Raw genomic sequence first — 22,261 nt, 5'->3', positions numbered from 1 at the left:
TCTCATATGATCGCATCCGGCTTGTCCGGCGGCGCCCCGATCCCCCTTTCGTCAGCATGCGTCATGAACATCAGTCAAACTCCGGTCGTCGCGTCGAACGCAAACCCCGTCGCTCCGATCGCGCGCGTCTTCGACAATGACCGCTCGTCCGCCGCCTACCGGCTGCGCATCGCGCTGCGTCTGAAGCGGCTCGACCCGAGGCGGGATCATGTCGTGATCCACGGCGCCGCTGCGACCCATCGCGAGCCCGCCTACGCCGGCATCAATCCACAGCGACTGGTTCCGGCGATCGAGCTCGCCGACGGCACGGTGCTGACCCAGACGCTGGCGATCATCGAATATCTCGACGAGCTGGTGCCGGCGCCGCCGCTGTTGCCGACGAGCGCCGTGGCGCGCGCCGCCGCGCGCTCCGTCGCGCTCGCCGTCGCCTGCGACATCCATCCGTTCGGCACGCCGCGCGTCGGCCTCTATCTCGGCGAGGCCGCCGGCCTCTCCCCCGATGCCGTGCGCGACTGGACGCGCCACTGGATCCGGGAGGGGCTCGACTCGCTCGACCGCCTTCTCGCTATCCACCGCAAGGGCCGCTACGCGATCGACGATGCGCCCGGCATTGCCGACATCTTCCTGGCGCCGCAGGCGCTGGTCGCCGAGCGCCAGGGGTTTGACCTGGGACAGTGGCCGATCCTCGCCGAGGTCGTCGCCTCGCTCCGTCTGCTGCCGGCTTTCAGCGAGACGGTTCCCGCCTGACTCCGGGCCGGTCGAGGCGGCGCCTGCCGTCGCGGGCCATGGTTCGGGTCTCTGGCGCTGTCCGGATGATTTTTCCGCTTGTCGTTCGGAACGTGGCAATTCTGATTTTGTCTATCAATTTAATCGCCATTACGTTCGGTCTCACTCAGTCGAACGTCCTGTGATGAATTGGTGGCTTGCTTTGTCCGATAGGCAGATCTGGTATACGCGCTGCCCTGTGCCGACCGCGCTCGGTGTCGCCGTGCGACGTGGGAATCTCGAAGCGGCGCTGGCGCGCCTGGGCGTCGGCTTCGCGTCGATCCAGCTCTCGGGCGACCGCGTCAAGCAGGCGTCCCACTTCACCCATGTGCTGCCGGATTCGATCCGGCATGGCGGCAACACGCCGGCGATCTTCGCCCGTTCGCAAGGCGCCGACACCCGCGTCGTCGCCCTTTCCTGGACGCCGACCGCGCATCCGATCCTGACCCTGCCGCAGAGCGGCATCCGCTCGGTGCGGGATCTGAGGGGGCGCCGGCTCGCCTTGTCGTCGCGGCCCAACGAGCCGATCGATTTCTGGCGCGCCGCGGCGCTCGCCGCCTATGAAACGGCATTGGCCAGCGAGGGGCTGACGCTCTCCGACGTGGAGCTCGTCGATCTCTCCGTCGCACGCGGCTATCTCGACGACGGTCGCCTGCTGCCGGGACGGCTCGCCGCCGGCGGCGACCTGCAGCGCGAGGAAGTGTTCGCGCTGATCCGCGGCGAGGTCGACGCGATCTATTCGCAGTCTTCCTTCGCCGCCGAAGTGGTGTCGTTCACCCGCGCCCAGGTCATCTACGACGTCGGCAGCCATCCCGATCCGCTTTCCCGCGCCAACAACGCGCTGCCCGAGGCCTTCACCGTCTCGGCCTCGCTGATCGAGCAGGAATTCGAGGCCGTCGCGACCATCCTGGCGCATTCGCTTGCCGCCGCCGAATGGGCCGCCGGCCATCACCGCGAGGCGGTGCGCATCGTCGCTTCCGAGCAGCGCGTCGCCGAGGAGACCGTCGAGGTCGCCTATGGCGACCAGCTCACCGGCCGGCTCGACATCGACCTGTCGCCGTTCCGCCGCACCGCCCTGGCGCGGCGCAAGGATTTCCTGCTGCGGCACGGCTTCATCAAGGCCGATTTCGATCTCGACGGCTGGATCGATCCGCGTCCGCTCGAGCGTGCGCACGAGATCGTCGCCGCCTGGCGGGCGGACGGGCTGGAGCCGGGCGAACTGCCCGAGCCGCCCTTCGTCGCCGCTTCTGAGACCCGCGAACGGGTGCATCTCGCATGAACCAGCATGTTTCTCCGCCGGCAGAGGCCGGTATCGACGCCTTCGACGCCGGCACGGTGCTGCCGCCCGCATCCGTCGATGCGGAGGCACCCGTCCGTTTCGCGCGCGCCTTCGGCGCCCATCTGGCCCGGCAGGCCACGTCGCGCGAGCGCGCCGGCGTGCGGCCAACCGAGGAAGTGGCGATCCTGAAGTCGAGCGGGCTCGTCAACCTGCTGATTCCGGAACGCTTCGGCGGCCTCGGCGCGACCCTGCCGACCGCGCTGCAGGTGCTGGTCGAGCTCTCCCGCGGCGATGCCTCGATCGGCGCGCTGCTCTGCTACCACTATACGAATTCGGGCGTCGGCCGCCTGTTCGACATCGATGGCGACGCCGAGGCGCTGGAGCGCCGCTCGGCCGCCGGGCGCTGGTTCTGGGGCAATGTCAGCCAGCCCGGCTCGCGCGGCCTGAAGGCGCGTCCGGATGGCGACGGATTCCGGCTGAACGGCGTCAAGCACTGGAGCACCGGTCCGTCGCTCGCCGATGTCACCACCGTGCTCTCGCATCGCGATGACGTCGCCGAGCTGCTCTATGCCTATATCCCGGCCGATCGGCAGGGCCTGCGCTACGAGCAGGACTGGGACCATCTGGGCCTTCGCCGCGCCGAGACCGTCACCATGGGTTTCGACGACGTCGAGGTTCGGCCGGAGGAGGTCTTCCGCTCGAGCTACGGCCCGGTGACCTCGTTCCCGCCGCTCTATGTGGCGATCGGCGAACTCTACTTCGCCAGCGTCTATCTCGGATCGACCTTTGGCGCGCTTGACGCGGCCTCGGCCTATGCACGCGAAAACGGCCGGCCCGCGCCGGGCTCGGGCGTCGAGCGGCTGACCAAGGATCCCTATGTCCTGCACCAGTTCGGCTCGTTCTGGACCGATGCCGAGGCGGGCGCCGCTTTCCTGCGCCAGGTCGCGCAGGAGGTCCAGGACGGCTTCGATCGTCGCCGCACCATCACCGCGCCGGAGCGGGCCGCGCTTGGTGTCCGCGCCAGTGCCGTTCGCGCCTTCCTGACCAAGATCGGCCTGGAAGTGACGCCGCGCGTCTACGAGCTGACGGGCGCCCGCGCCTCGCACAATGATTTCGGCTTCGACCGCTTCTGGCGCGACATCCGCATCCACACCCTGCACGACAGCCAGCACTACAAGCTGCGCGCGATCGGCGACTTCGCGCTGAACGGCGAAGCGCACGAGCCGCCGTCCTTCGCCTGATTGCCCGGATCCCCTGCGATGACCATCCAATCCCCCATCAAGATCGCGGCGCGCCCCCTGGTGCCGCCGCGCAATGACGATCACCTGCGGGCGCGCTCGCTGTTCGACCGGCCGCATTCGCCGCTGGAGGCGAAGTGGCTCGCCGTGGCGCGCGAGGTCTCGGCCGAATTCACCGCTGCCGCCGTCGAGGGCTACAAGACGCGCCGCCGCCCGACGGCGGAGATCGAGCGGCTGAAATCCTCCGGCCTCTCGACGCTGCTGATCCCGGAAGAGCAGGGCGGCGGCGGCGGCGACTGGCGCCTGGTCGTCGAGGTGATCCGCGAGATCGCCGCCGGCAACGGCTCGCTCGGCGTGCTGCTCACGCACCATTATTTCGGCATCGAGGGACTCGGTTCGCTGCCCGAGCCGGCGCGCAGCCGCGCCTATGCCGAGGCCGTCACGACCAAGCCGTTTCGCGGCGTGATCGCCAACCCGCGCGATCCCGAGATCGTGGCGACGCCGATCGGCGGCGGCAAGTTCGCGCTGAACGGCCGCAAGAGCTTCTGCACCGGCGCCGCCTTCGCCGACATCATCGGCGCGCAGGTGCGCCGGGCCGATACGCGGCAATATGTGCTGGCGGTGCTGCGTCCGCCGCTCGAAGGCCTCGTCCATCAGGGTGACTGGGACAGCATCGGCCTGCCGCAGGGCGACAGCGGCTCGTTCACGCTCGACAACGTCATCGTCGACGAGAGCGACCTGCTCGCCTTCGGCCCGGCGCCCGAGGGTGACGAGACGCCCGAACCGAGCCTCGGCCCGCTTGGCGTGCCTTCCGGCAATCTCGCCTTTTCGAACGTCTATCTCGGCACCGCCGTCGGGGCGCTCCGCGCCGCGCGCAGCTACATCCAGAACGAAACCCGGCCCTGGATCCTGTCGCCGGCCGACCGGGCCGCCGACGATCCGCTTGTTGTCAACGCCTTTGGCGATCTGTGGCTGCAGCTTGAATCCGCGCTTGCCGTGGCGAACCATGCCGCCGAGCGGGTGCAGGCCGCCAAGAACCTGCCGCCCGAAGCGCTGACCGAGGAATTGCTCGGCGAGCTCCGGGTCGTGGTGGCGGCGCTCAAGGTGGCGGCGACCCGCGCCAGCGTCGACATCAGCTCGAAGATTTTCGAGCTGATGGGCGCGCGCGCGGCCGCCAACAAGTATGGCTTCGACCGCTTCTGGCGCGATGCCCGCACCTACACGCTGCACAGCCCGGTCTTCTACAAGGTCCGTGAGCTCGGCGAATGGGGGCTCAACGGCGCCTATCCGCCCGCGACCTTCTACACCTGAGGGGAGGCGGGCCATGAACAGGCATCAGAGCTTCGACCGTCTGCCCGGCTCCTATGACGCGGCCGAGCGACGTGCGCTCGCCGCCGAATATCGCGGCAGCTTCCTGCCGACGCGGCGGTCGCCCGTCCTGGACGATCCGGCGGAGGCGGTGCAGGTCGCCCGCCAGTTCGCCGCCGAGATCACTGAGACCTCGGCCGATCGCGAGATCGAGCCGATCCCGCCTTTGGTCGAGCTGGAGCGCGCCTCGACGCTCGGCCTGACGAGCCTGTTCGTGCCGCGCTCGCATGGCGGGCCGGAGGCCGGCTACTGGACGCTCGCCCAGGTGATCCGCACCGTCGCCGAGGCCAATCCGAGCGTCGCGCAGATCCTGATCGCGCAGTATTCGCTCGGCGACGTCATCACCGACCAGGGCACGGTCGCGCAGAAGGACCACTTCCTGCCGCTGATCGTTGCGGGCGCCCGCATCGCCAACGCGCTGACCGAGGCGCGGACGAAATCGGCGGCCGATTTCACCACGCGGCTGTCGCGCCGACCCGAGGGCGGCTGGCGGCTCGATGGCGAGAAATTCTATACGACCGGCTCCTATGTCGCGCATTTCTTCCCGGTGCTCGCCACCGACGAGGATGGTGCCGTCGTGTTCGCCTTGGTGGCGCGCGACGCGGTTGGCCTCACCATTCTCGACGACTGGCGCGGCGTCGGCCAGCGCGCGACGGTGAGCGGCACCGCCCGCTTCGACGGCGTGCCGGTCGAGGACATCGCCGTCATCCGGCCGGACGGGCCGTCGCTGCCGCATAGCGGCAATACCTTCGCGCAGCTGCTGCACGCGGCCGTCGATGTCGGCATCGCCGAGGGCGCGCTCGCCGCCGCCGCCGATTTCCTGACGCAGAAGGCGCGCGCCTGGCCGGAGGCAGGCGTCGAGCGTGCCTCGCAGGAGCCGCACACCATCCGCACCTTCGGCGAGCTGAAGGTGCTCGCGCTCGCCGCCGACGCGCTGGTCGAGCGGGCGGCCGGAATTCTCGACCGGCTGCGCCGCACGCCGCGCGATGCGGGGCTGCAGACCGAGGCGGTGCTCGCCGTCGCCGCGGCGCGCGCGGCGGCCGACCATGCCGCGCTCACCGTCTCGAACGAGATCTTCGCGCTCGGCGGTGCCCGCGCCTCGCTCGAGGCCTGGAACCTCGACCGCTTCTGGCGCAACGCCCGCACCCACACCGTCCACGATCCGATCCGCTGGCGCCACCACGCTATCGGCGACTTCCACCTGAACGGCGCCGTGCCGCCGGACAATGCCCGTAGCGCGCGCCGCGGTTCGTGACCGGCGCGAGAGCAGGAGGTTTCATGGCTAAGGAAATCAGGCCGGGCAGAGCGGTCGACACGATCTGGTACACGCGCTGCCCCGTTCCGACCGCGTTCAGCCTGGCGATCCAGTCGGGCGCGCTCGAGCGAGAATTCGCCGCCGACGGCATCCGCATCGCCTCGCTGCAGCAGGTGGCCGATCGCAGCGTGCTGCAATCGCACTTCAATCACAGCCTGGAGGACTCGTTCCGCTATGGCGGCAACATCCCGCCGATCTGGGCGCGCTCGGAAGGCGCCGACACCAAGCTGATCGGGCTGGCGCTGATCGACGCGCCGCATGTGGTCCTGACGCTGCCGGAATCGGGCATCCGCACGGTCGCCGATCTCAAGGGCAAGCGGCTCTCGGTGCCGCGCCGCGTCAACGATCAGATCGATTTCTGGCGCGCCGGCGCGATCCGCACCTATGAGGTGGCGCTGGCGAGCGAGGGGCTGAGCCTCGACGATGTCGAGCTCGTCGACGTGCCGATCGCCCAGGGCTATATCGACCCGAATGGCGGCTCCGCGCTGACCGGCTCGATCTTCGCCTCGGCGCGGGGCAGGGGACCGCTCTCGGGCGACCTGTTCGCGCTGGTGGAAGGCCGCGTCGACGCGATCTTCACCGAAAGCTCGTTCGCGATCCACCTCCGCCGCTTCCTCGGCGCGCATGTCGTCTACGACGTCCACAGCCACCCCGATCCGCGCGTCCGGCACAACAATGCCATACCGCAGGCCTTCACCGTCAGCGCGGCGCTGGTGCGCGACCGGCCCGATCTGGTGGCGCGCGTCGTCGCGCAGGCGATCCTGGCGGCGGAACGGGCGCGACGCGAGCGCCAGCACGTCATCCACGTCACGGCGCTCGAGGCCAACGTGCCCGAGGAGGTCGCCGACGCCACCTATCCGCTGCTCGAACAGCAGCTGGCGACGTCGCTCTCGCCCGAGCTTCGCGACCTGATCCATCTGCGCAAGCAGTTCCTGCTGAGCCACGGCTTCATCCGCACGGATTTCGATCTCGACGACTGGATCGATCCGCAGCCGCTCCGCGATGCGCATGCCCTTCTGGCCGAGCGCGGCCTCCTGCGCTCCGCCGCCTGACCCCTCCCTCCAGCACCACGGATTTCCGCATCATGTCCGCGACCCTGCCTCGGTCTCCTTCCACCCGCGCCCGGCTGCTGCGGCTCGCCGCCGCGATCGTCGCGCCCGCGCTGCTGCTCGGCGCCGCTTCCGTGGCGCTCGCCGATGACGCCGCCACGGCCAGGGCGGCCGCTGAGGCGGCGAAGATCGTCGAGGCGCATCGCGGCACGCCCGAGTTCTGGGCGCCTCCGGCCTTCGATTCCACGCCGGCGCGCGGCAAGACGGTCTGGTGGATCTCCGACTACAAGACCAACATCCTGAAGCAATGGGCGCTGCAGGGCGAGACGGCCGCCGCCGAGGCGGGGCTGAAGTTCCACCTCTATGACGGCGGCGGCTCGGTGCCCGAGCAGGTGCGCGGCTTCGAGCTGGCGATCGCGGCCAAGGCCGATGCGATCGTCCTCGGCACCGGCTATCCGGCCGTCGCCTTCACCGCGCAGGTGGCGCAGGCGAAGGCCGCCGGCATCCCGGTCTTCTCGATCAACAGCCATCCGCTCGGCCCGGACGCACCGCCCCGCGTCGACGGCCACGTCGCCGACATCTCCTATGACTATCCGGCTGCCGGCCGGTTGCTTGCCGACTGGTTCGTCGCCGATTCCGGCGGCAAGGGCCACGTGCTCCTGGTCGACATCACCGGCCTGCCGAGCGCCGGCTGGACGCTGGACGGGTTTCGGGCGGAGACGAAGCGCCTCGGCGTTCCCGTCACCATCTCGGAGGCGGCGACCAGCCTCGGCCCGTCGGTGCAGACCGACCTCGCCAATCTGGCCGGCACGTCGCTGCTGCGCGATCCGTCGATTGGCTACATCATCCCGCCCTTCGACGATTTCGCGCTGTTCATCCAGACCGGCCTTTCGCAGGCCGGCGCTTCCGGCGCCAAGGTGAAGACGGCTGGCTTCAATGCCGTGCTGACCCAGGTCGGCAACCTGAAGCGCGGCGGCACGCAACTCGCCATCGATCTCGGCGGGCCGAACCAGTGGTTCTCCTACGCCGTCATCGACAATGTCCTGCGCGTGCTGTCCGGCCAGCCGGCGATCCACGACTACCGGATCGGCTACAAGGTCTTCGATCACGAGAACACGCAGTCGATCGATGCCACCAGGGAGGTCGCGACCGACTGGTATGGCGTCGATTATGGCGCGCGGTTCAAAGAGCTCTGGGGCGCGAAGTGACCGCCGCCGGGCTTGCCGTCGACCACGGCGCGGGCGGGACGCCGGCGCTGCGCCTCGCCGGGGCGACCATGGCCTTCGGCGGGGTGACGGTGCTGCGCGATGCGGCGATCGGCATCGGGCGCGGCGAGATCCGCGCCCTCGTCGGCAAGAACGGCTCCGGCAAGTCGACGCTGATCAAGATCCTGTCCGGCTATCACCGCCCGCAGCCGGGCGCCGTGCTGGAGATCGCCGGCCGGAGCTACGAGTTTCCGATCCGGCCGGAGCGGCTTCGCGCCGCCGGCCTTTCCTTCATCCACCAGGATCTCGGCCTCGTTCCCGAGGCGAGCGTGCTCGACAATGTGCTGGTCGGCCGCTTCGCCGGCGGACGGGTGGCGCCGATCGGCTGGCGCGGCGAGCGCGAGCGGGTGCGCCGGGTGCTGGCGCGCTTCGAGCTCGACGTGCCGCTCGACCGGCCGGTGCGGCTCCTGTCGCCGGTCGAGCGTGCCTTCGTCGCGATCGCGCGCGGCTTCATCGACGCCGAGGCGCAGGGCGGCGTGCTCGTGCTCGACGAGCCGACGGCGTTCCTGCCGCAGGAGGATGTCGGCCGCCTGTTCCAGGCGATCCGCGGCCTCGCCGCCTCCGGCCAGGCGATCCTCTATGTCAGCCACCGGCTCGACGAGATCCTCGACCTGACCCACACCGTCACCGTGCTGCGCGACGGCAACATCGTGCATGACGACGTCACGGCCAACCTCACCGAGGACCAACTCGTCCGCCACATCCTCGGCGAGGACGTACGCACCTTCTATCCGGCGCTCGCCGCAGCGAAGGCGGAACCGGCGCTCGCCGTCGACGGCCTTTCCGGCCGTGGCGTCGCGGACGTCTCGTTCGCGTTGAAGAAGGGCGAGATCCTCGGCGTCTCGGGCCTGGCCGGCGCGGGCTGGGAGACGCTGCCCTATCTGCTTTCCGGCGCCACGCCGGCCCGCGCCGGCACGATCCGCACCGAGGCGGGCCGCACGGACGCCGCCGCCCTGCGGCCGGATCGCGCCCGCCGGCTCGGCATCGCGCTCTTGCCGGCCGACCGCCAGAAGGCGAGCGGCGCGCAGGCGCTGTCGCTGCGCGAAAACGCCAGCCTGCCGGTGCTCGGCCGCTATTTCCGTCGTGGGCTGATGCGGCGGGGCGCCGAGCGCGCCGCGACCGCCGAACTGCTGCGCAACTTCCAGGTCCGCCCCGCCATTCCCGAGGCGCCGCTCCGGACGCTTTCCGGCGGCAACCAGCAGAAGCTGCTGCTCGGCAAATGGATCCAGACCAAGCCCGGCGTGCTCGTGCTGCACGAGCCGACGCAGGGCGTCGATGTCGGCTCCAAGCAGGACATCTTCCGGAAGATCGAGGAGATCGCCGCCTCCGGCGTCGCGGTAATCCTCGCCAGCGCGGAGAGCGAGGACCTGGCGCGGCTCTGCCATCGCGTGCTCGTGCTCCGACGCGGCGCGGTCGCCGGGATCCTGGAGGGCGACCAGCTCTCCGAAACCGCCATCAACGATCTGAGTTTCCGCGGCCACGGCGCAGGCGGGGCAGCTGGAGGTACGCAATGACCGACGATACCATCGCCATCGGCCGCCCCACCGGCGGCACCTTCGCCTTCGCGCGCGGCCTGCTCGATTTCGAGCGCTACGGCCTCGTCTATGTCTGGCTGCTGCTGATCCTCGCATTCAGCCTGTTCGTGCCCTCTTTCTTCCGCCTCTCGACCTTCCAGATCATCCTCGGCTCGCAGGCGACGCAGATCATCGTCACCCTCGCCGTGGTGGTGGCGCTGCTCGGCGGCGAGTTCGATCTCTCGGTCGCGAATGTCGTGGCGGTGGCCGGCACGGCGACCGTGACGCTCAACACCGATTTCGGCTGGCCGATCGGCATCACGCTCGTCGCCGTGCTGGCGGCCGCCATCGCCTTCGGCGCGCTGAACGCCTTCGTCTCGGTGGCGGTCGGGGTGCCGTCGATCATCACGACGCTCGGCTCCGGCACGCTGCTGATGGGCCTTTCGACCGGCTGGGCCGGCTCGGCGCCGCGCGGCGGCGTCGATGGCGGCTTCGTCGCGCTCGCCTCCGCGCCGATCTTCGGCCTGCCGCTGTCGATCTACACGACCTTCGCGATCGGCATCGCGCTCTACTATGTGCTCGAGCACACGCCGCTCGGCCGCGCCTTCGTCTTCGCCGGGCAGAACGCCGAGGTCGCGCGCCTCGCCGGCATTCGCGTCGACCGGCTTCGCGCCGCGTCGCTGGTCTGGTCGGCGGTGTTCTCGGCGCTGGCCGGCATCCTGCTGGTCGGCATCACGGGCGCCTCGGTGCCGGCCGTGGCCAGCGGCTACCTGCTGCCGGCCTTCGCCGGCGCCTTCCTCGGCAGCACCGTGATCCGGCCGGGCCGCTTCAACGTGCCGGGTGTCTTCGTCGCGATCTATTTCCTCGTCACCGGCGTCACCGGCCTGCAGCTGCTCGGCTATACTGGCTGGGTCAACGACGTCTTCTACGGCGCCTCGCTGGTGATCGCCGTGCTGCTGACCCAGATCGTGGCGCGCCGGCGGCGCAACCGGGCATTGGCCGGCGGCTGATCCGACGCCGAAACGGATCCTTGCCAGGGCGCTTCGTCGTTTCGCGCGAAACGGGAAGCGCCCTGCCGCGTTTCAGAACGGGGCGTTCCGGTCCGGCACGACGATTTTTCAGCAGTCGTCCGTAGTCGTTCGCGCCCGGTTCGCTGGAAAACTATGTCCCGGTCCCGCGATCATTTGGTAATTCTTCCGTTACATCGGCTGTTCTTGATAAATTCTCATAGGATCGTGTCAATTAACAAAATTGACCTCAATCCGGATCTCTCGTCTATTGGCGCGGCTCAACGATCGGGGCGAGATCCCGTCCTTGGGGCCGATCGTCCAGCCGGGGCCCGCCGGCGACCACGGCGCCGGGTAGTTCCTTTGGGAACGCTCGCCGCTTTTTCCGTTCGACAGGGATGACCCATGCGCCTGCCGCCCAATCTCGACATGGATGTGCTGCGCAGCTTCGTGCTCGGCATCCAGCTGAACAGCTTCGCCCAGGCGGCGCAGCGCATCGGCCGGTCGCAATCGGCGGTCAGCCTGCAGATGCGCAAGCTGGAACAGCAGGCGAATTGCGAGGTCTTCCGCAAGAATGGCCGCGGCCTGCAGCTGACCGAGGTCGGCGAGACGCTGTTCCGCTATGCCCAGCGCATCCTCGAGCTCAATGACGAGGCGATCAGCGCCGTCGATCGCTCCGACATGTCCGGCCGGATCTCGATCGGCATGCCGCCCGATTTCGCCGAGACCTGGCTGCCCGGCGTGCTCGGCCGCTTCGCCCGCGTGCATCCGAACGTGCTGGTCGAGGCGCGGGTCGATCGCGGCGCGACGCTGCTGGAGGATCTCGGCGCCGGCCAGATCGACCTCGTCCTGCTCTGGGGCGACACCCAGGCTGAACCCAACCGGCCGGGGCGCAGCCTCGCCGAATTTCCGATCGTCTGGGTGGGGCCGGAAGGTTTTGATCCCGACGCGGCCGATCCGCTGCCGCTGGTGATGATGGGCGCGCCCTGCATGTTCCGCTCGGCCGGCATGTCGGCGCTCGACGCCGCCGGCCGGCCATGGCGCCTGGCCTTCACCAGCACCAGCCTCTCCGGCCTCTGGGGCGCGGTGACCGCCGGTCTCGGCGTCACCATCCGCACGCCGGAGGGCATCCCGCCGCATCTGAAGATTCTGCGCCATCCGTCGCTGCCCGATCTCGGCCGCACCCGCCTCCGGATCCACACCACGGCGAGCCCGTCGCCGCCGGTCAAGCGCTTCACCTCGATCCTGGAGGAATACATGTCGATCCACTTCGCCAAGACCAATCTGCTGCCGCGCCTCGCCGCCGTCGGTTGAAAGGCTGCCGGGCTTCGCCGCGCCGGCCTTGCATTGGACCCGCTGCCGCGCTGCACTGCGCGCACCCGCCGCCGCCGAGACCCGGCACCGAACTTCAGGGAGACCCAAGCCATGTCCGAACCCTTCCGCCAGCCTCGCCCGGGATCCGGCGCATGACCGGGCAGGCGGTCTTGGATCCCGGCACGTTCTGGAAGGTGCTCGGCGAGCGCGCCATCGGCATGACGCTGGTGACGACGACAAGCAGCGAGGGGCCGATCGGCTTCATCGGCCTTTCGGCGGCGCATGTCTCGGCCTCGCCGCCGACCCTGCTCGTCTCGCTCGACCACAAGACCGCCGCGCGTGCGCCCATTTTGGAGCGCCGCCATTTCGCGGTTCACTACCTTGCCCGTGAGCATCAGCCGCTGGCCGAGCTTTTTGCCGACCGGCAGAGCGACCGGGCGGCCCGCTTCGCTTCGCCGGACTGGGCCACGCTCGGCACCGGCGCCCCCGTGCTGAAGACCGCGCTCGGCGTCTTCGATTGCGCCGTGACGGATGTGGTCGAGCGCGAGAACACGACGGTCGTCTTCGGCCGGGTCGTCGACTGGCTCACCCGTGGGAACGGCGATCCGCTGATCTATTTTCGCGGCAAGTACCTGGCGTGATCGGTTACCTGGCGTGATCGGCCACCGGCCGTCGGGCACGCCACGCGGCCGCCGCTATCCATTTCCCGCTTGCGGGACCCTGTTCGAAAGGACCCACCATGAGTCGCGACAGCCACGGTCACACGCATGACCACGACACCCATCCCGATCACGCCCATGGCTCCGGGCGCTGGAAGCATGACGGCGTGCGCGTGATCAAGGGCGACAAGCTCGACGCCAACACCGCCCAGACGCCCGGCATGCTGCGGCAGGCGGCGATCAACCAGGCCCGCGTCGGCGCGCAGAAGATCTGGGCCGGTACGGTGCGCATCGAGCCGAACGCCAAGACCGGCGTTCACCATCACGGCGAGCTCGAAAGCGTGATCTATGTCGTCAGCGGCCGGGCGCGCATGCGCTGGGGGGACCGGCTCGAATATGTCGCCGAAGCGGAGGCGGGCGATTTCATCTTCGTGCCGCCCTTCGTCCCGCACCAGGAAATCAACGCCGACCCGACCGAGCCATTGCAATGCGTGCTGGTGCGCTCGGACAATGAGGCGGTGGTGGTGAACATCGATACGGTCGACCCGGTCGAGAAGCCCGAGGCGGTCTACTGGGTCGACCCGATCCACAAGCACCCGTAGCCGGCGCGCCGATGCGGGCGGTGGAGGCTCTCGCGATAGAGCACGGACCCTAGCCAGCCACCGGGTCGCGCCTTAGGTTTCCCCTCAACGTCATCCGTCGAGAGGAACGACCCATGGAAATCAGACGATCCGGCTCCCAGCCCTCCGGCAAGGGGCCGGCGGATTGGTTCACGGGCAGCGTCAGGGTCGACCCGCTGTTCAACGGCTTCGATCCGGCGCGCGTGCAGGGGGCGCATGTCACCTTCGAGCCCGGGGCGCGGACCGTCTGGCACACGCATCCGCTGGGGCAGACCCTGATCGTCACCTCGGGGCGCGGCCTGGCCCAGCGCCTCGGCGGTCCGGTCGAGACCATCCTGCCGGGCGACGTCGTCTGGTTTCCGCCCGGCGAAAAGCACTGGCACGGCGCGGCGGCGACCACCGGAATGACGCATATCGCCATCCAGGAGGTGCTCGACGGCAAGGTCGTCGACTGGATGGAGCCGGTCACCGACACGCAATACGGCGGCTGAACGCTCTTTCGCCCAAGAGGAACGCCATGACCCAGAACATCGCCAACAAGGTCGTCGTGATCACCGGCGCCAGCAGCGGCCTCGGCGAGGCCGCTGCCCGCCAGCTTGCCAGCCATGGCGCCAAGCTCATGCTCGGCGCGCGCCGTGTCGACCGGATGCGGGCGCTCGCCGGCGAACTTGGCATCGGTGAGAAGGCCGCATTGGAAACCGACGTCACCGACCGCGATCAGGTCAAGCGCCTGGTCGATCATGCGGTGGCGGTGCATGGCCGGATCGACGTCATCATCAACAACGCCGGCCTGATGCCGAGCTCGCTGCTGGAGCGGCTGAAGATCGACGAATGGGACCGGATGATCGACGTCAACATCAAGGGCGTGCTCTACGGCATCGCGGCGGCGCTGCCCTACATGCAGGCGCAGAAGAGCGGCCACGTCATCAACGTGGCGTCGGTCGCCGGCCACAAGGTCGGGCCGGGCGGCGCCGTCTATTCCGCCACCAAGCATGCCGTGCGGGTGATTTCGGAGGGGCTACGCCAGGAAGTGAAGCCCTACAACATCCGCACGACGATCATCTCGCCCGGCGCGGTGGCGACCGAGCTGACCCATACCATCACTGATCCACAGGTGAAGGCGGGGATGGACAAGACCTACGAGCTGGCGATCCCCGCCGATTCTTTCGGTCGGGCGGTCCTGTTCGCGATGAGCCAGCCCGACGACGTCGACATCAACGAGATCCTGTTCCGCCCGACGGCGCAGGTCTACTAGCACCACCAGTGCAGGTTCGGGCGAGGTTCCGTCTCGCCCGAACCTGTCCGAACGACTCAGCCGACCAGCTTGCGCACCCAGGCGGAGACCTCGTCTCCGCTGCTCATGTCCGCCTGCACCAGCCCGTCGATCAGGAAGGTCGGCGAGACGTGAATGCCGTTCTGGCGGCCATATTTGCAGTGCCACTTCACCTCGCGGTCGAGGTCGGGAATGGCGAAGGCAGCCTTGAGGGGCACGCCGCTATAGGCTTCCATCCGCTCCAGGATCTGGTTCGGCGTTGTGTCGAGGTTCGGGCCGCCGCAATGATGGTCGAACTCGAACTCCTCGCGATGCGCGCCGACGGCGGCCATGACCTTCTTCGCCGTCTCCTTGCCGCCCGCAAGCGTCGACGCCGCGACGATGGCGCGGGTGATCACGCCGGAATAGAGGTGCCAGGGCTGCGACTGCAGGCGGATCTTGATGGTGATGCGGTCGGCGCCGGCCTGCTCCAGCAGCGCGTCGAGCTTGCCGAAGGCCCGCATCGAATAGGGACAGGTCGGCTCGAGGAAGACCTCCAGCACGCGCGGGCCCGTGCCCCAGGTCAGCGGATCCGCCTGCCAAGTATTGCCAGTCATGCGACGTCTTTCCCTGCTCGAGATAAAGTCATGCAGCCTTGGTTATCCGCCCGGGCAGGGTGCGGTCAATCGGCGGCGACGGAGGACGTTCGCCACCGGACGAAGGGGGGCGCGCCTCAATGGCCGCCGGAGAACACCAGCGTTTTGAAGGGCAGCACCAGGGCCTGGATCCGCAGCACGATGGCGTGGACCACGCCGACCGTGTCGACGACATGCAGCGCGATCGATTCGAACGTGCCGACGTCCTTCTCGGCCAGCCGGTCGTGATTGTCGGTATAGGCGTTGACGAGGCAGGTGCTGCCCGGCGGAATGCCCTCGAAGCCGCTCTCGTAAAGGGGTTCGAGATAGGCGGTGATCGTCCCCGGCTGCGCGACCTGCTGGACGTCGATCAACTGGTCGGATGCCCGGATCTGGCCCGAGGCGATCAGGCCCTGGACGTTCGACACCACCATCGGAATGATCTTCAGCGGATTGGTGACGCAGGAGGCTTCCGCCAGCATGCCGCGGCGGATGACCTGGGCCTCCAGCTGGTTGAAGCCGGCGATCAGCCCCCATTGGCCGGCCTCCGACGGGATGAGGACGCCGGCGGGGCGCATCAGCGGGTTGACGATGTCGCCCTTGCGAAGGGTGAACTGCTCCAGCCGGCCGTCGACGCCGGCCCGGACTGTCGTCTTGTCGAGATCGACCTGGGCTTCGGCGGCCTGGGCCCTGGCGCTCTCCTGCTGCGCCGGCAGGACCGAGGCGATCTGCGTCTCGGTCGTCTGCTTGCTGGCGACCGCCGCGGCCACCGCGGCCTGGCGACCATTGGCGATGTTCTGCAGCCGCTCCACTTCGCGGGGCGCCACCGAGGGAGAGCCGCGCGACAGCAGTGTCGTCTTCGTCTCCAGTTCGTCGAGGGCCTGCTGATAGGCGCTCTGCGCTTCCTGGATCTGCGCGTCCTGGACCACCAGCTGGGATTTGGCCAGCGTGATCGCCGCGTCGACCTCGGCGAGCCGGCGTTGCGCCGTCTCCAGCGCCGCCGTCTGCTTGGTGCTGTCGAGCAGGAAGATCGGCTCGCCTGCCTTGACGGTGTCCTGGACCGAGACCAGCACCTTTTCCACCCGGCCCGATCCTTCGGGCAGGATCGGGACCGTCCGATAGAACGAGATGGCGTTGGTCGCCGAGGGGTGGAAGTAGAGGATCATCGTGAACAGGGCGATGGTCAGGAAGACGCAGGCCGTGATGCCGTATCGAAGCTCGAACCAGATCGAATAGAGTGTGATCTCCCGGCCGAGCCGCTTGCCCTGGACGAAGCGGCGAAAGAGATAGTCGGGAAGGATCGTGACCAGCGAGCAGAGAAGCAGCTCGATCATGTTTCGCGTCCCTTGTCCGGACCTGCGTTCCCGTCCGTTTCGATCGCCGCTGCCGCGGGGGCTTCCGGTTCTCTGGCCGGGGGCGGCGGTTCCGGCGCCGGACTGGCCGCGACCGCGCCGGCGGCGGGAGGCGGCGGCGCGTCGGGCGGGGCATTCCTGCGGCGCCAGCCGGCGATGTGGGAGAGCGAATTCGCCATGCCGGCGAATGGCGTGTACAGGTCCGGGATCGGAATCAGCGCCAGCAGCAGGGCTGCCACCCAGAACGTCGTGTTGTGGGTAAACAGCCCGAGCAGGGCCAGCACCGCCACCACCTCGAACTGGAGCTTCCCGGCATTGCCATGCGCGATGTGCTCCGGCAGCGCGTGCAGCCGGAAATAGAGGGTGCCGAGGGCGAACAGCAGCACGACCAGGAAGATCGCGCAGCCGATCAGGAAATAGTCCGGCTGGCCGGGCTCGGTGATGAATATCGGCAGGATATGCGGTGCGGCCGGGTGAGTCGGGAACGAAGACATGCATGCCTCCCAGTCCGAATCTCGATCGGACGATGTGACCCTTGCGCAGCGCACCGAAATATGGCCGGCGGTTGCCGGGCCGCAGGTTCGGGGCCGTCCGAAAGCCAATCCTTATCCAATTTCGCGGCGCTCTCAAGAGAGACCGCTATCGAAACTTCCGTAACGTCGCCGGGAGGTCCCTTCGGGGCCGGGGGCGGGCGCGCTGCCTCGGGCGAGCGCAATTTCCGCTTGTGGGGCTGACAGCGGCGCGCGGCGCGGTTAAGGGTCGCTGCGACGGGTCCCGGCGCCGCGCTCGGCCGCGCCGCCGTATTTCATCATGAGGGTTTCGATGACGACTGATGCGCTGTTCGGCGGACGATCCTTTGCCGCGTTCCTGTTCGACATGGACGGGACGTTGCTGACCTCGATCGAGGCGGCCGAGCGCGTCTGGTCGGACTGGGCGCGCCGGCAGGGGCTCGACGTCGAGGCCTTCCTGCCAACGCTGCATGGCAAGCGCGCCATCGACACGGTGCGCCAGCTTGGTCTGCCCGGGATCGATGTCGAGGCGGAAGCCGAGGCGATCCTGCAGGCCGAGATCGACGACGTCGACGGCGTGCGCGAGATAGGCGGCGCGGCGGGCTTCCTCTCGGCGCTGCCGCCGGATCGCTGGGCCGTCGTCACCTCGGCGCCGCGCCTGCTCGCCCTCCGCCGGCTGGAGGCGGCCGGGCTGACGCCGCCGGCCGTGTTCGTGACGGCAGACGACGTGACGATCGGCAAGCCCGAACCGGATTGCTACCTGCTCGCCGCCAGCCGGCTCGGCGTCGCGGCGTCGGATTGCCTGGTGTTCGAGGACGCGCCGGCCGGCATCGAGGCGGGCGAGCGGGCCGGGGCCAGCGTGCTGGTCATCCAGGCGACGCATACGGCGCCGGCGGCGACGGTTCATCCGGGCGTTGGCAGCTATGACGGCCTGCGGGTCGCGACCGACACCGAAGGTCGGCTGATCCTGGAGCGCGAGGCCGGCTAGGGTCCGCGGGTGCGCGGCCGCTCCGGCGCGGCCCTCACATGTTCTGCATCTGCTCCATCATCTGGGCCGGCATCAGGTTGTGGTTGAGGTTCGCCATGATCCAGAGCGAACCGGCCAGCACCAGGAAGACGATCAGCACGCCGAAGGCCAGCGCCAGCACGTTGTTGGTGCTGTCCGGCGAGGTCGTGATGTGCAGGAAGAAGACGAGGTGGACGCCCATCTGGGCGATCGCCAGCACGACGAGGCCCATGGCGATGCCGGGTCCCCAGAGCAGGTCGGATTTGGCGACGTAGAAGGAGATGGCGGTCAGGAGCACGGCGAGGATAAAGCCGACGAGATAGCCGCGCACGCCGCTCGCGATCGTTTCCGAGATCTGTTCCTCGCCGGGGGCGACGTCGTGCTGGTCGGGATGTGCGGTCATGACGTCGTTCCGATCAGGTAGACCACTGTGAACAGCGCGACCCAGATGATGTCGAGGGCGTGCCAGAACAGGCTGAAGCACATCAGCCGGCGCAGGATGCGGGGATGGAAGCCCTTGACCGCCACCTGCGCCATCATCGTGCCGAGCCAGAGCAGGCCCGAGAAGACATGCAGGCCATGCAGCCCGACGAGGGCGAAGAAGGCGGAGAGGAAGGCGCTGCGCGCCGGACCGGCGCCCTCGGCGATCATCAGCGCGAATTCCTGCACCTCGAGGACGAGGAAGACGAAGCCGAGCAGGCCGGTGGCGAGCAGGCCGATCTGGGTCCAGAGATGGTTGCGGACCTGGCTGGCGATCATGGCGAGGCCGCAGGCGAAGCTCGAGGTCAGCAGCGCCGCCGTCTCGATCGCCACGCGCGTCAGCCCGAACAGCTCGCGTCCCGTCGGGCCGCCGGCCGTCGCGTCGACCAGTACCGCGTAGGTCGCGAAGAAGGCCGAGAACATGACGATGTCGCTGAGCAGGAAGATCCAGAAGCCATAGGCGACGACGACGCGTTTCGAGGCCGGGCCGCCCTCGCCATGCCCGGTGGCGTCGTCGCCAGGGTGGCCGTGACCATGGCCGTGACCATGGCCGTGGCCGGGAGCGTGGGGGTGATGTCCGACCCGGTAGGGGTCCGTGCCGGGGCTGACCGCGACGTCGCTCATGCCGGTTGCCTCAGGGTTGCGAGCGCTTCCTCGCGCTGGCGCCGCCGCTCGCGGTCGAGGCGTGCCACTTCCTCGGCCGGGATCTCGTATTCGTCGACATCGCGCCAGGCGAAGACGACGAAAGTGGCGAAGGCGCCGACCAGGCCGAGCAGCACCATCCACCAGATGTGCCAGATCAGCGCGAAGCCCATGATCGTCGTGAAGAAGGCGGTGACGACGCCGGTCGGCGAGTTGCGCGGCATCTCGATCGCCTCGTAATCCGGCTCCTGCACCAGGCGCTGTTCGGCCAGCGCCCGCTGCTTGATGCCCCAATAGGGCTCCTCGTCCTCGACATTCGGCAGCACGGCGAAATTGAAGGCTGGCGGCGGCGAGGTGGTGGCCCATTCCAGCGAGCGGCCGTCCCACGGATCGCCGAACACGTCGCGCAGCCGGTTGCGATCGCGGATGCTGACAAAGAGCTGCGCCGCCTGGGCGACGATGCCGGCGAGGATGAACAGCGCGCCGACGGCGGCGAGCAGCAGCCAGGGCCGCCATTCCGGCACGTCGTAATGCTGCATGCGCCGTGTCATGCCGAGCAGGCCGACGACATAGAGCGGCATGAAGGCGAGGTAGAAGCCGACGATCCAGAGCCAGAAGGCGAGCTTGCCGAGCTTCTCGTCGAGGGTGAAGCCGAAGGCCTTGGGGAACCAGTAGGTATAGCCGGCGAAGGCGCCGAACAGCACGCCGCCGATGATCACGTTGTGGAAGTGGGCGACGAGGAACAGGCTGTTGTGGACGAGGAAATCGGCCGGCGGCACCGCCATCAGCACACCGGTCATGCCGCCGATGACGAAGGTCACCATGAAGCCGACCGTCCACAGCACCGGCGAGGTGAAGCGGACGCGGCCGCCATACATGGTGAAGAGCCAGTTGAACACCTTCACCCCGGTCGGCACGGCGATGATCATCGTGGCGATGCCGAACACTGCGTTGACGTTGGCGCCGGCGCCCATGGTGAAGAAGTGATGCAGCCAGACGAGGAAGGAGAGGACGCAGATCGACATCGTCGCCAGCACCATCGAGCGGTAGCCGAACAAAGGCTTGCTGGAGAAGGTCGAGATCACTTCCGAGAAGATGCCGAAGACCGGCAGGACGAGGATGTAGACTTCCGGATGGCCCCAGATCCAGATCAGGTTTACATACATCATCATGTTGCCGCCGGCTTCATTGGTGAAGAAGTGGAAGCCGAGGTAGCGGTCGAGCGCCAGCATCGCGAGCGTGGCGGTCAGCACGGGAAAGGCGGCGACGATCAGCAGGTTGGAGGCGAGCGAGGTCCAGCAGAACATCGGCATGCGCAGATAGCTCATGCCGGGCGCGCGCATCTTCAGGATGGTCGTGACCAGGTTTATGCCGGTCATCAGCGTGCCGGCGCCGGATATCTGCAGCGCCCAGATGTAGTAGTCGACGCCGACGCCGGGCGAATAGTGCAGCTCCGACAGCGGCGGATAGGCGAGCCAGCCGGCTTGCGAGAATTCGCCGACGACGAGCGAGACGTTGATCAGCAGCATGCCCGAGGCGGCGAGCCAGAAGCTGACGGAGTTCAGCGTCGGGAAGGCGACGTCGCGCACGCCGAGCTGCAGCGGGATGACGACGTTCATCAGCCCGATGACGAACGGCATAGCCACGAAAAAGATCATGATCGTGCCGTGGGCGGAGAAGATTTGGTTGTAGTGCTCGGGCGGCAGGTAGCCCTGCGACTGGAACGCCACGGCCTGCTGCGTCCGCATCATCAGCGCGTCGACGAAGCCGCGCAGCAGCATCACCATCGCCATCAGCGTGTACATGACGCCGATCCGCTTGTGATCGACGGAGGTGATCCATTCGCGCCAGAGATAGGGCACATGGCCCTTGGCCACGACCCAGACGAGCACGGCGAACGCCACCACGATCACCAGGGCGGAGGCGAGCAGCGGGATCGGCTGGTCGAAGGGGATCGCGGCCCAGGTGAGCTTGCCGAGCATCCTATCCCTCCTGCTTCGACGATAGGGACGCCGGCATCATGGAGTGCGGCGCTTCGGCATCCGGCATTCCCGGCGTGGCGGGCATTTCGACTTTTGGCGCTTCGGCGCCGGCGGGCGCGGCGTGCATCGGACCGGTGGCGGGTCCGGGGCCCGGGGGGAGCTTCTGCGTCAGGATCGACCGGAAAAGCTCCGGCGAACCGAGCTTGTAGATCGTCGGCGGCACGTTCTGGGTCGGATGCGACAGCGCGATATAGGCCGCGTCGTCGAGCACCTCGGTCGATTGCTGCGCCGTCTGCGTCCAGCTCGCGAAATCCGCCGCCGGGATGGCGCGGACAGTGAAGTTCATGCCGGAAAAGCCGTTGCCGCTATAGTTGGACGACAGGCCGTGGAACTCGCCGGGCTCATTCGCCAGCAGGTTCAGGTTCGTCCGCATGCCGTTCATCGTGTAGATCATGCCGCCGAGCTGCGGCACGAAGAACGCGTTCATCACCGAGGACGAGGTCAGCTCGAAGTGCACCGGCGTCGCGGCCGGGATGACCAGCTGGTTGATCGTGGCGATGTTCTGCTCGGGGTAGATGAACAGCCATTTCCAGTCGAGCGAGACGACCTGCACCTCGAGCGGCTTGACGTCGGCGACCAGCGGCTTCGGCGGGTCGAGGTCATGCGAGCCGATCCAGGCGATGCCGCCGAGCAGCACGATGACGAGGATTGGAATGGCCCAGACGATCAGCTCGACCTGGCCGGAATAGACGAACTCCGGCTGGTATTTCGCCCGCGTGTTGGAGGCGCGGAACCACCAGGCTACGCCCAGCGTGACGAGGATGGTCGGGATGACGATCGTCAGCATGATCGCCACCGAATTGACCAGGATCAGCTTCTCGGCATGGCCGACCGGCCCCTTCGGGTTCAACACGCCGATGCAGCCGCTCAGGGTCAACGCGACACCCGCCAGGGCAACCCATCTGAGGCCGGCGTTTCGGCGTCGCATCCACTCCGTCATTCAAGCGCTC

At 68.4% G+C, this 22,261-nt stretch carries 22 protein-coding genes; 15 read left to right on the top strand and 7 right to left on the bottom strand.

Annotated elements, in window-relative coordinates; all coding sequences use genetic code 11:
• Positions 1-63 precede the first annotated feature (63 nt).
• The 14 genes from maiA (at position 64) to OSH07_RS23120 (ending at position 14,648) form a co-directional block, all read left to right on the top strand.
• Complete coding sequence (gene maiA, locus OSH07_RS23185) at positions 64-747, top strand: maleylacetoacetate isomerase (protein WP_266341086.1); 684 nt, start codon at positions 64-66, stop codon at positions 745-747.
• 241 nt (positions 748-988) lie between these two features.
• Positions 989-2,044 carry an ABC transporter substrate-binding protein gene (locus tag OSH07_RS23180; RefSeq protein WP_266341085.1) on the top strand — a complete coding sequence of 352 codons (1,056 nt, stop codon included), beginning with the start codon at positions 989-991 and terminating at the stop codon, positions 2,042-2,044.
• Positions 2,041-3,285 carry an acyl-CoA dehydrogenase family protein gene (locus tag OSH07_RS23175; protein ID WP_266341084.1) on the top strand — a complete coding sequence of 415 codons (1,245 nt, stop codon included), beginning with the start codon at positions 2,041-2,043 and terminating at the stop codon, positions 3,283-3,285. Before OSH07_RS23180 ends, OSH07_RS23175 begins: the two co-directional genes overlap by 4 nt.
• 18 nt (positions 3,286-3,303) lie before the next feature.
• Complete coding sequence (locus OSH07_RS23170) at positions 3,304-4,593, top strand: acyl-CoA dehydrogenase family protein (RefSeq protein ID WP_266341083.1); 1,290 nt, start codon at positions 3,304-3,306, stop codon at positions 4,591-4,593.
• A 13-nt stretch (positions 4,594-4,606) separates the two neighbouring features.
• Positions 4,607-5,905: an acyl-CoA dehydrogenase family protein gene (locus OSH07_RS23165; RefSeq protein ID WP_266341082.1), complete on the top strand. Its 1,299-nt coding sequence runs from the start codon at positions 4,607-4,609 to the stop codon at positions 5,903-5,905.
• A gap of 23 nt (positions 5,906-5,928) precedes the next feature.
• The gene (locus OSH07_RS23160) at positions 5,929-7,017 is read left to right on the top strand and encodes an ABC transporter substrate-binding protein (protein WP_266341081.1); all 1,089 of its coding nucleotides are present in this window, start codon (positions 5,929-5,931) and stop codon (positions 7,015-7,017) included.
• Positions 7,018-7,049: 32 nt separating this feature from the next.
• The gene (locus OSH07_RS23155; protein WP_266341080.1) at positions 7,050-8,222 is read left to right on the top strand and encodes a sugar ABC transporter substrate-binding protein; all 1,173 of its coding nucleotides are present in this window, start codon (positions 7,050-7,052) and stop codon (positions 8,220-8,222) included.
• Positions 8,219-9,793 (top strand): sugar ABC transporter ATP-binding protein, encoded by a 1,575-nt coding sequence (locus tag OSH07_RS23150; protein ID WP_266341079.1) that lies wholly within the window; start codon positions 8,219-8,221, stop codon positions 9,791-9,793. The genes OSH07_RS23155 and OSH07_RS23150 overlap by 4 nt, the downstream gene beginning before the upstream one ends.
• Entirely contained in the window at positions 9,790-10,803 is a 1,014-nt protein-coding gene (locus tag OSH07_RS23145; RefSeq protein WP_266341078.1) for an ABC transporter permease, read from the top strand. Before OSH07_RS23150 ends, OSH07_RS23145 begins: the two co-directional genes overlap by 4 nt.
• A 402-nt stretch (positions 10,804-11,205) precedes the next feature.
• Entirely contained in the window at positions 11,206-12,114 is a 909-nt protein-coding gene (locus OSH07_RS23140; RefSeq protein ID WP_266341077.1) for a LysR substrate-binding domain-containing protein, read from the top strand.
• 152 nt (positions 12,115-12,266) lie between these two features.
• Positions 12,267-12,755: a flavin reductase family protein gene (locus OSH07_RS23135; RefSeq protein WP_266341076.1), complete on the top strand. Its 489-nt coding sequence runs from the start codon at positions 12,267-12,269 to the stop codon at positions 12,753-12,755.
• 98 nt (positions 12,756-12,853) lie between these two features.
• Positions 12,854-13,375: a cupin domain-containing protein gene (locus OSH07_RS23130; protein WP_266341075.1), complete on the top strand. Its 522-nt coding sequence runs from the start codon at positions 12,854-12,856 to the stop codon at positions 13,373-13,375.
• 113 nt (positions 13,376-13,488) lie between these two features.
• Positions 13,489-13,884: a (R)-mandelonitrile lyase gene (locus OSH07_RS23125; RefSeq protein ID WP_266341074.1), complete on the top strand. Its 396-nt coding sequence runs from the start codon at positions 13,489-13,491 to the stop codon at positions 13,882-13,884.
• 26 nt (positions 13,885-13,910) lie between these two features.
• Positions 13,911-14,648: an SDR family oxidoreductase gene (locus OSH07_RS23120; RefSeq protein ID WP_266341073.1), complete on the top strand. Its 738-nt coding sequence runs from the start codon at positions 13,911-13,913 to the stop codon at positions 14,646-14,648.
• 56 nt (positions 14,649-14,704) lie between these two features.
• Here OSH07_RS23120 and OSH07_RS23115 read toward each other — a convergent pair whose 3' ends face one another.
• The 3 genes from OSH07_RS23115 to OSH07_RS23105 all read right to left on the bottom strand — a co-directional run bounded on the left by OSH07_RS23115 (position 14,705) and on the right by OSH07_RS23105 (position 17,126).
• Complete coding sequence (locus OSH07_RS23115) at positions 14,705-15,262, bottom strand: DsbA family protein (protein ID WP_266341072.1); 558 nt, start codon at positions 15,260-15,262, stop codon at positions 14,705-14,707.
• A gap of 116 nt (positions 15,263-15,378) precedes the next feature.
• Positions 15,379-16,614 (bottom strand): HlyD family secretion protein, encoded by a 1,236-nt coding sequence (locus OSH07_RS23110; RefSeq protein WP_266341071.1) that lies wholly within the window; start codon positions 16,612-16,614, stop codon positions 15,379-15,381.
• Entirely contained in the window at positions 16,611-17,126 is a 516-nt protein-coding gene (locus OSH07_RS23105) for a hypothetical protein (protein ID WP_266341070.1), read from the bottom strand. The genes OSH07_RS23110 and OSH07_RS23105 overlap by 4 nt, the downstream gene beginning before the upstream one ends.
• Positions 17,127-17,454: 328 nt before the next feature.
• Here OSH07_RS23105 and OSH07_RS23100 point away from each other — a divergent pair, with 328 nt between their 5' ends.
• The gene (locus tag OSH07_RS23100; RefSeq protein WP_266341069.1) at positions 17,455-18,129 is read left to right on the top strand and encodes an HAD-IA family hydrolase; all 675 of its coding nucleotides are present in this window, start codon (positions 17,455-17,457) and stop codon (positions 18,127-18,129) included.
• Positions 18,130-18,163: 34 nt separating this feature from the next.
• On the opposite strand, the gene cyoD is transcribed toward OSH07_RS23100, so the two are convergent.
• From cyoD to cyoA, 4 genes are read right to left on the bottom strand one after another with little or no spacing between them, the layout of a single operon-like run.
• Positions 18,164-18,550 carry a cytochrome o ubiquinol oxidase subunit IV gene (gene cyoD, locus OSH07_RS23095; RefSeq protein WP_266341068.1) on the bottom strand — a complete coding sequence of 129 codons (387 nt, stop codon included), beginning with the start codon at positions 18,548-18,550 and terminating at the stop codon, positions 18,164-18,166.
• Complete coding sequence (locus tag OSH07_RS23090; RefSeq protein ID WP_266341067.1) at positions 18,547-19,251, bottom strand: cytochrome (ubi)quinol oxidase subunit III; 705 nt, start codon at positions 19,249-19,251, stop codon at positions 18,547-18,549. Before OSH07_RS23090 ends, cyoD begins: the two co-directional genes overlap by 4 nt.
• Positions 19,248-21,251: a cytochrome o ubiquinol oxidase subunit I gene (cyoB, locus tag OSH07_RS23085; RefSeq protein WP_266341066.1), complete on the bottom strand. Its 2,004-nt coding sequence runs from the start codon at positions 21,249-21,251 to the stop codon at positions 19,248-19,250. The genes OSH07_RS23090 and cyoB overlap by 4 nt, the downstream gene beginning before the upstream one ends.
• A gap of 1 nt (position 21,252) precedes the next feature.
• Positions 21,253-22,239: a ubiquinol oxidase subunit II gene (cyoA, locus tag OSH07_RS23080; RefSeq protein ID WP_266341065.1), complete on the bottom strand. Its 987-nt coding sequence runs from the start codon at positions 22,237-22,239 to the stop codon at positions 21,253-21,255.
• Positions 22,240-22,261: the final 22 nt, after the last annotated feature.

Source organism: Kaistia nematophila (assembly GCF_026343855.1).
GTDB classification, from domain to species: Bacteria; Pseudomonadota; Alphaproteobacteria; order Rhizobiales; family Kaistiaceae; genus Kaistia; species Kaistia nematophila.
The sequence above is the reverse complement of the archived record's forward strand: the minus strand, read 5'-3'. Positions and strand labels throughout refer to the sequence as shown.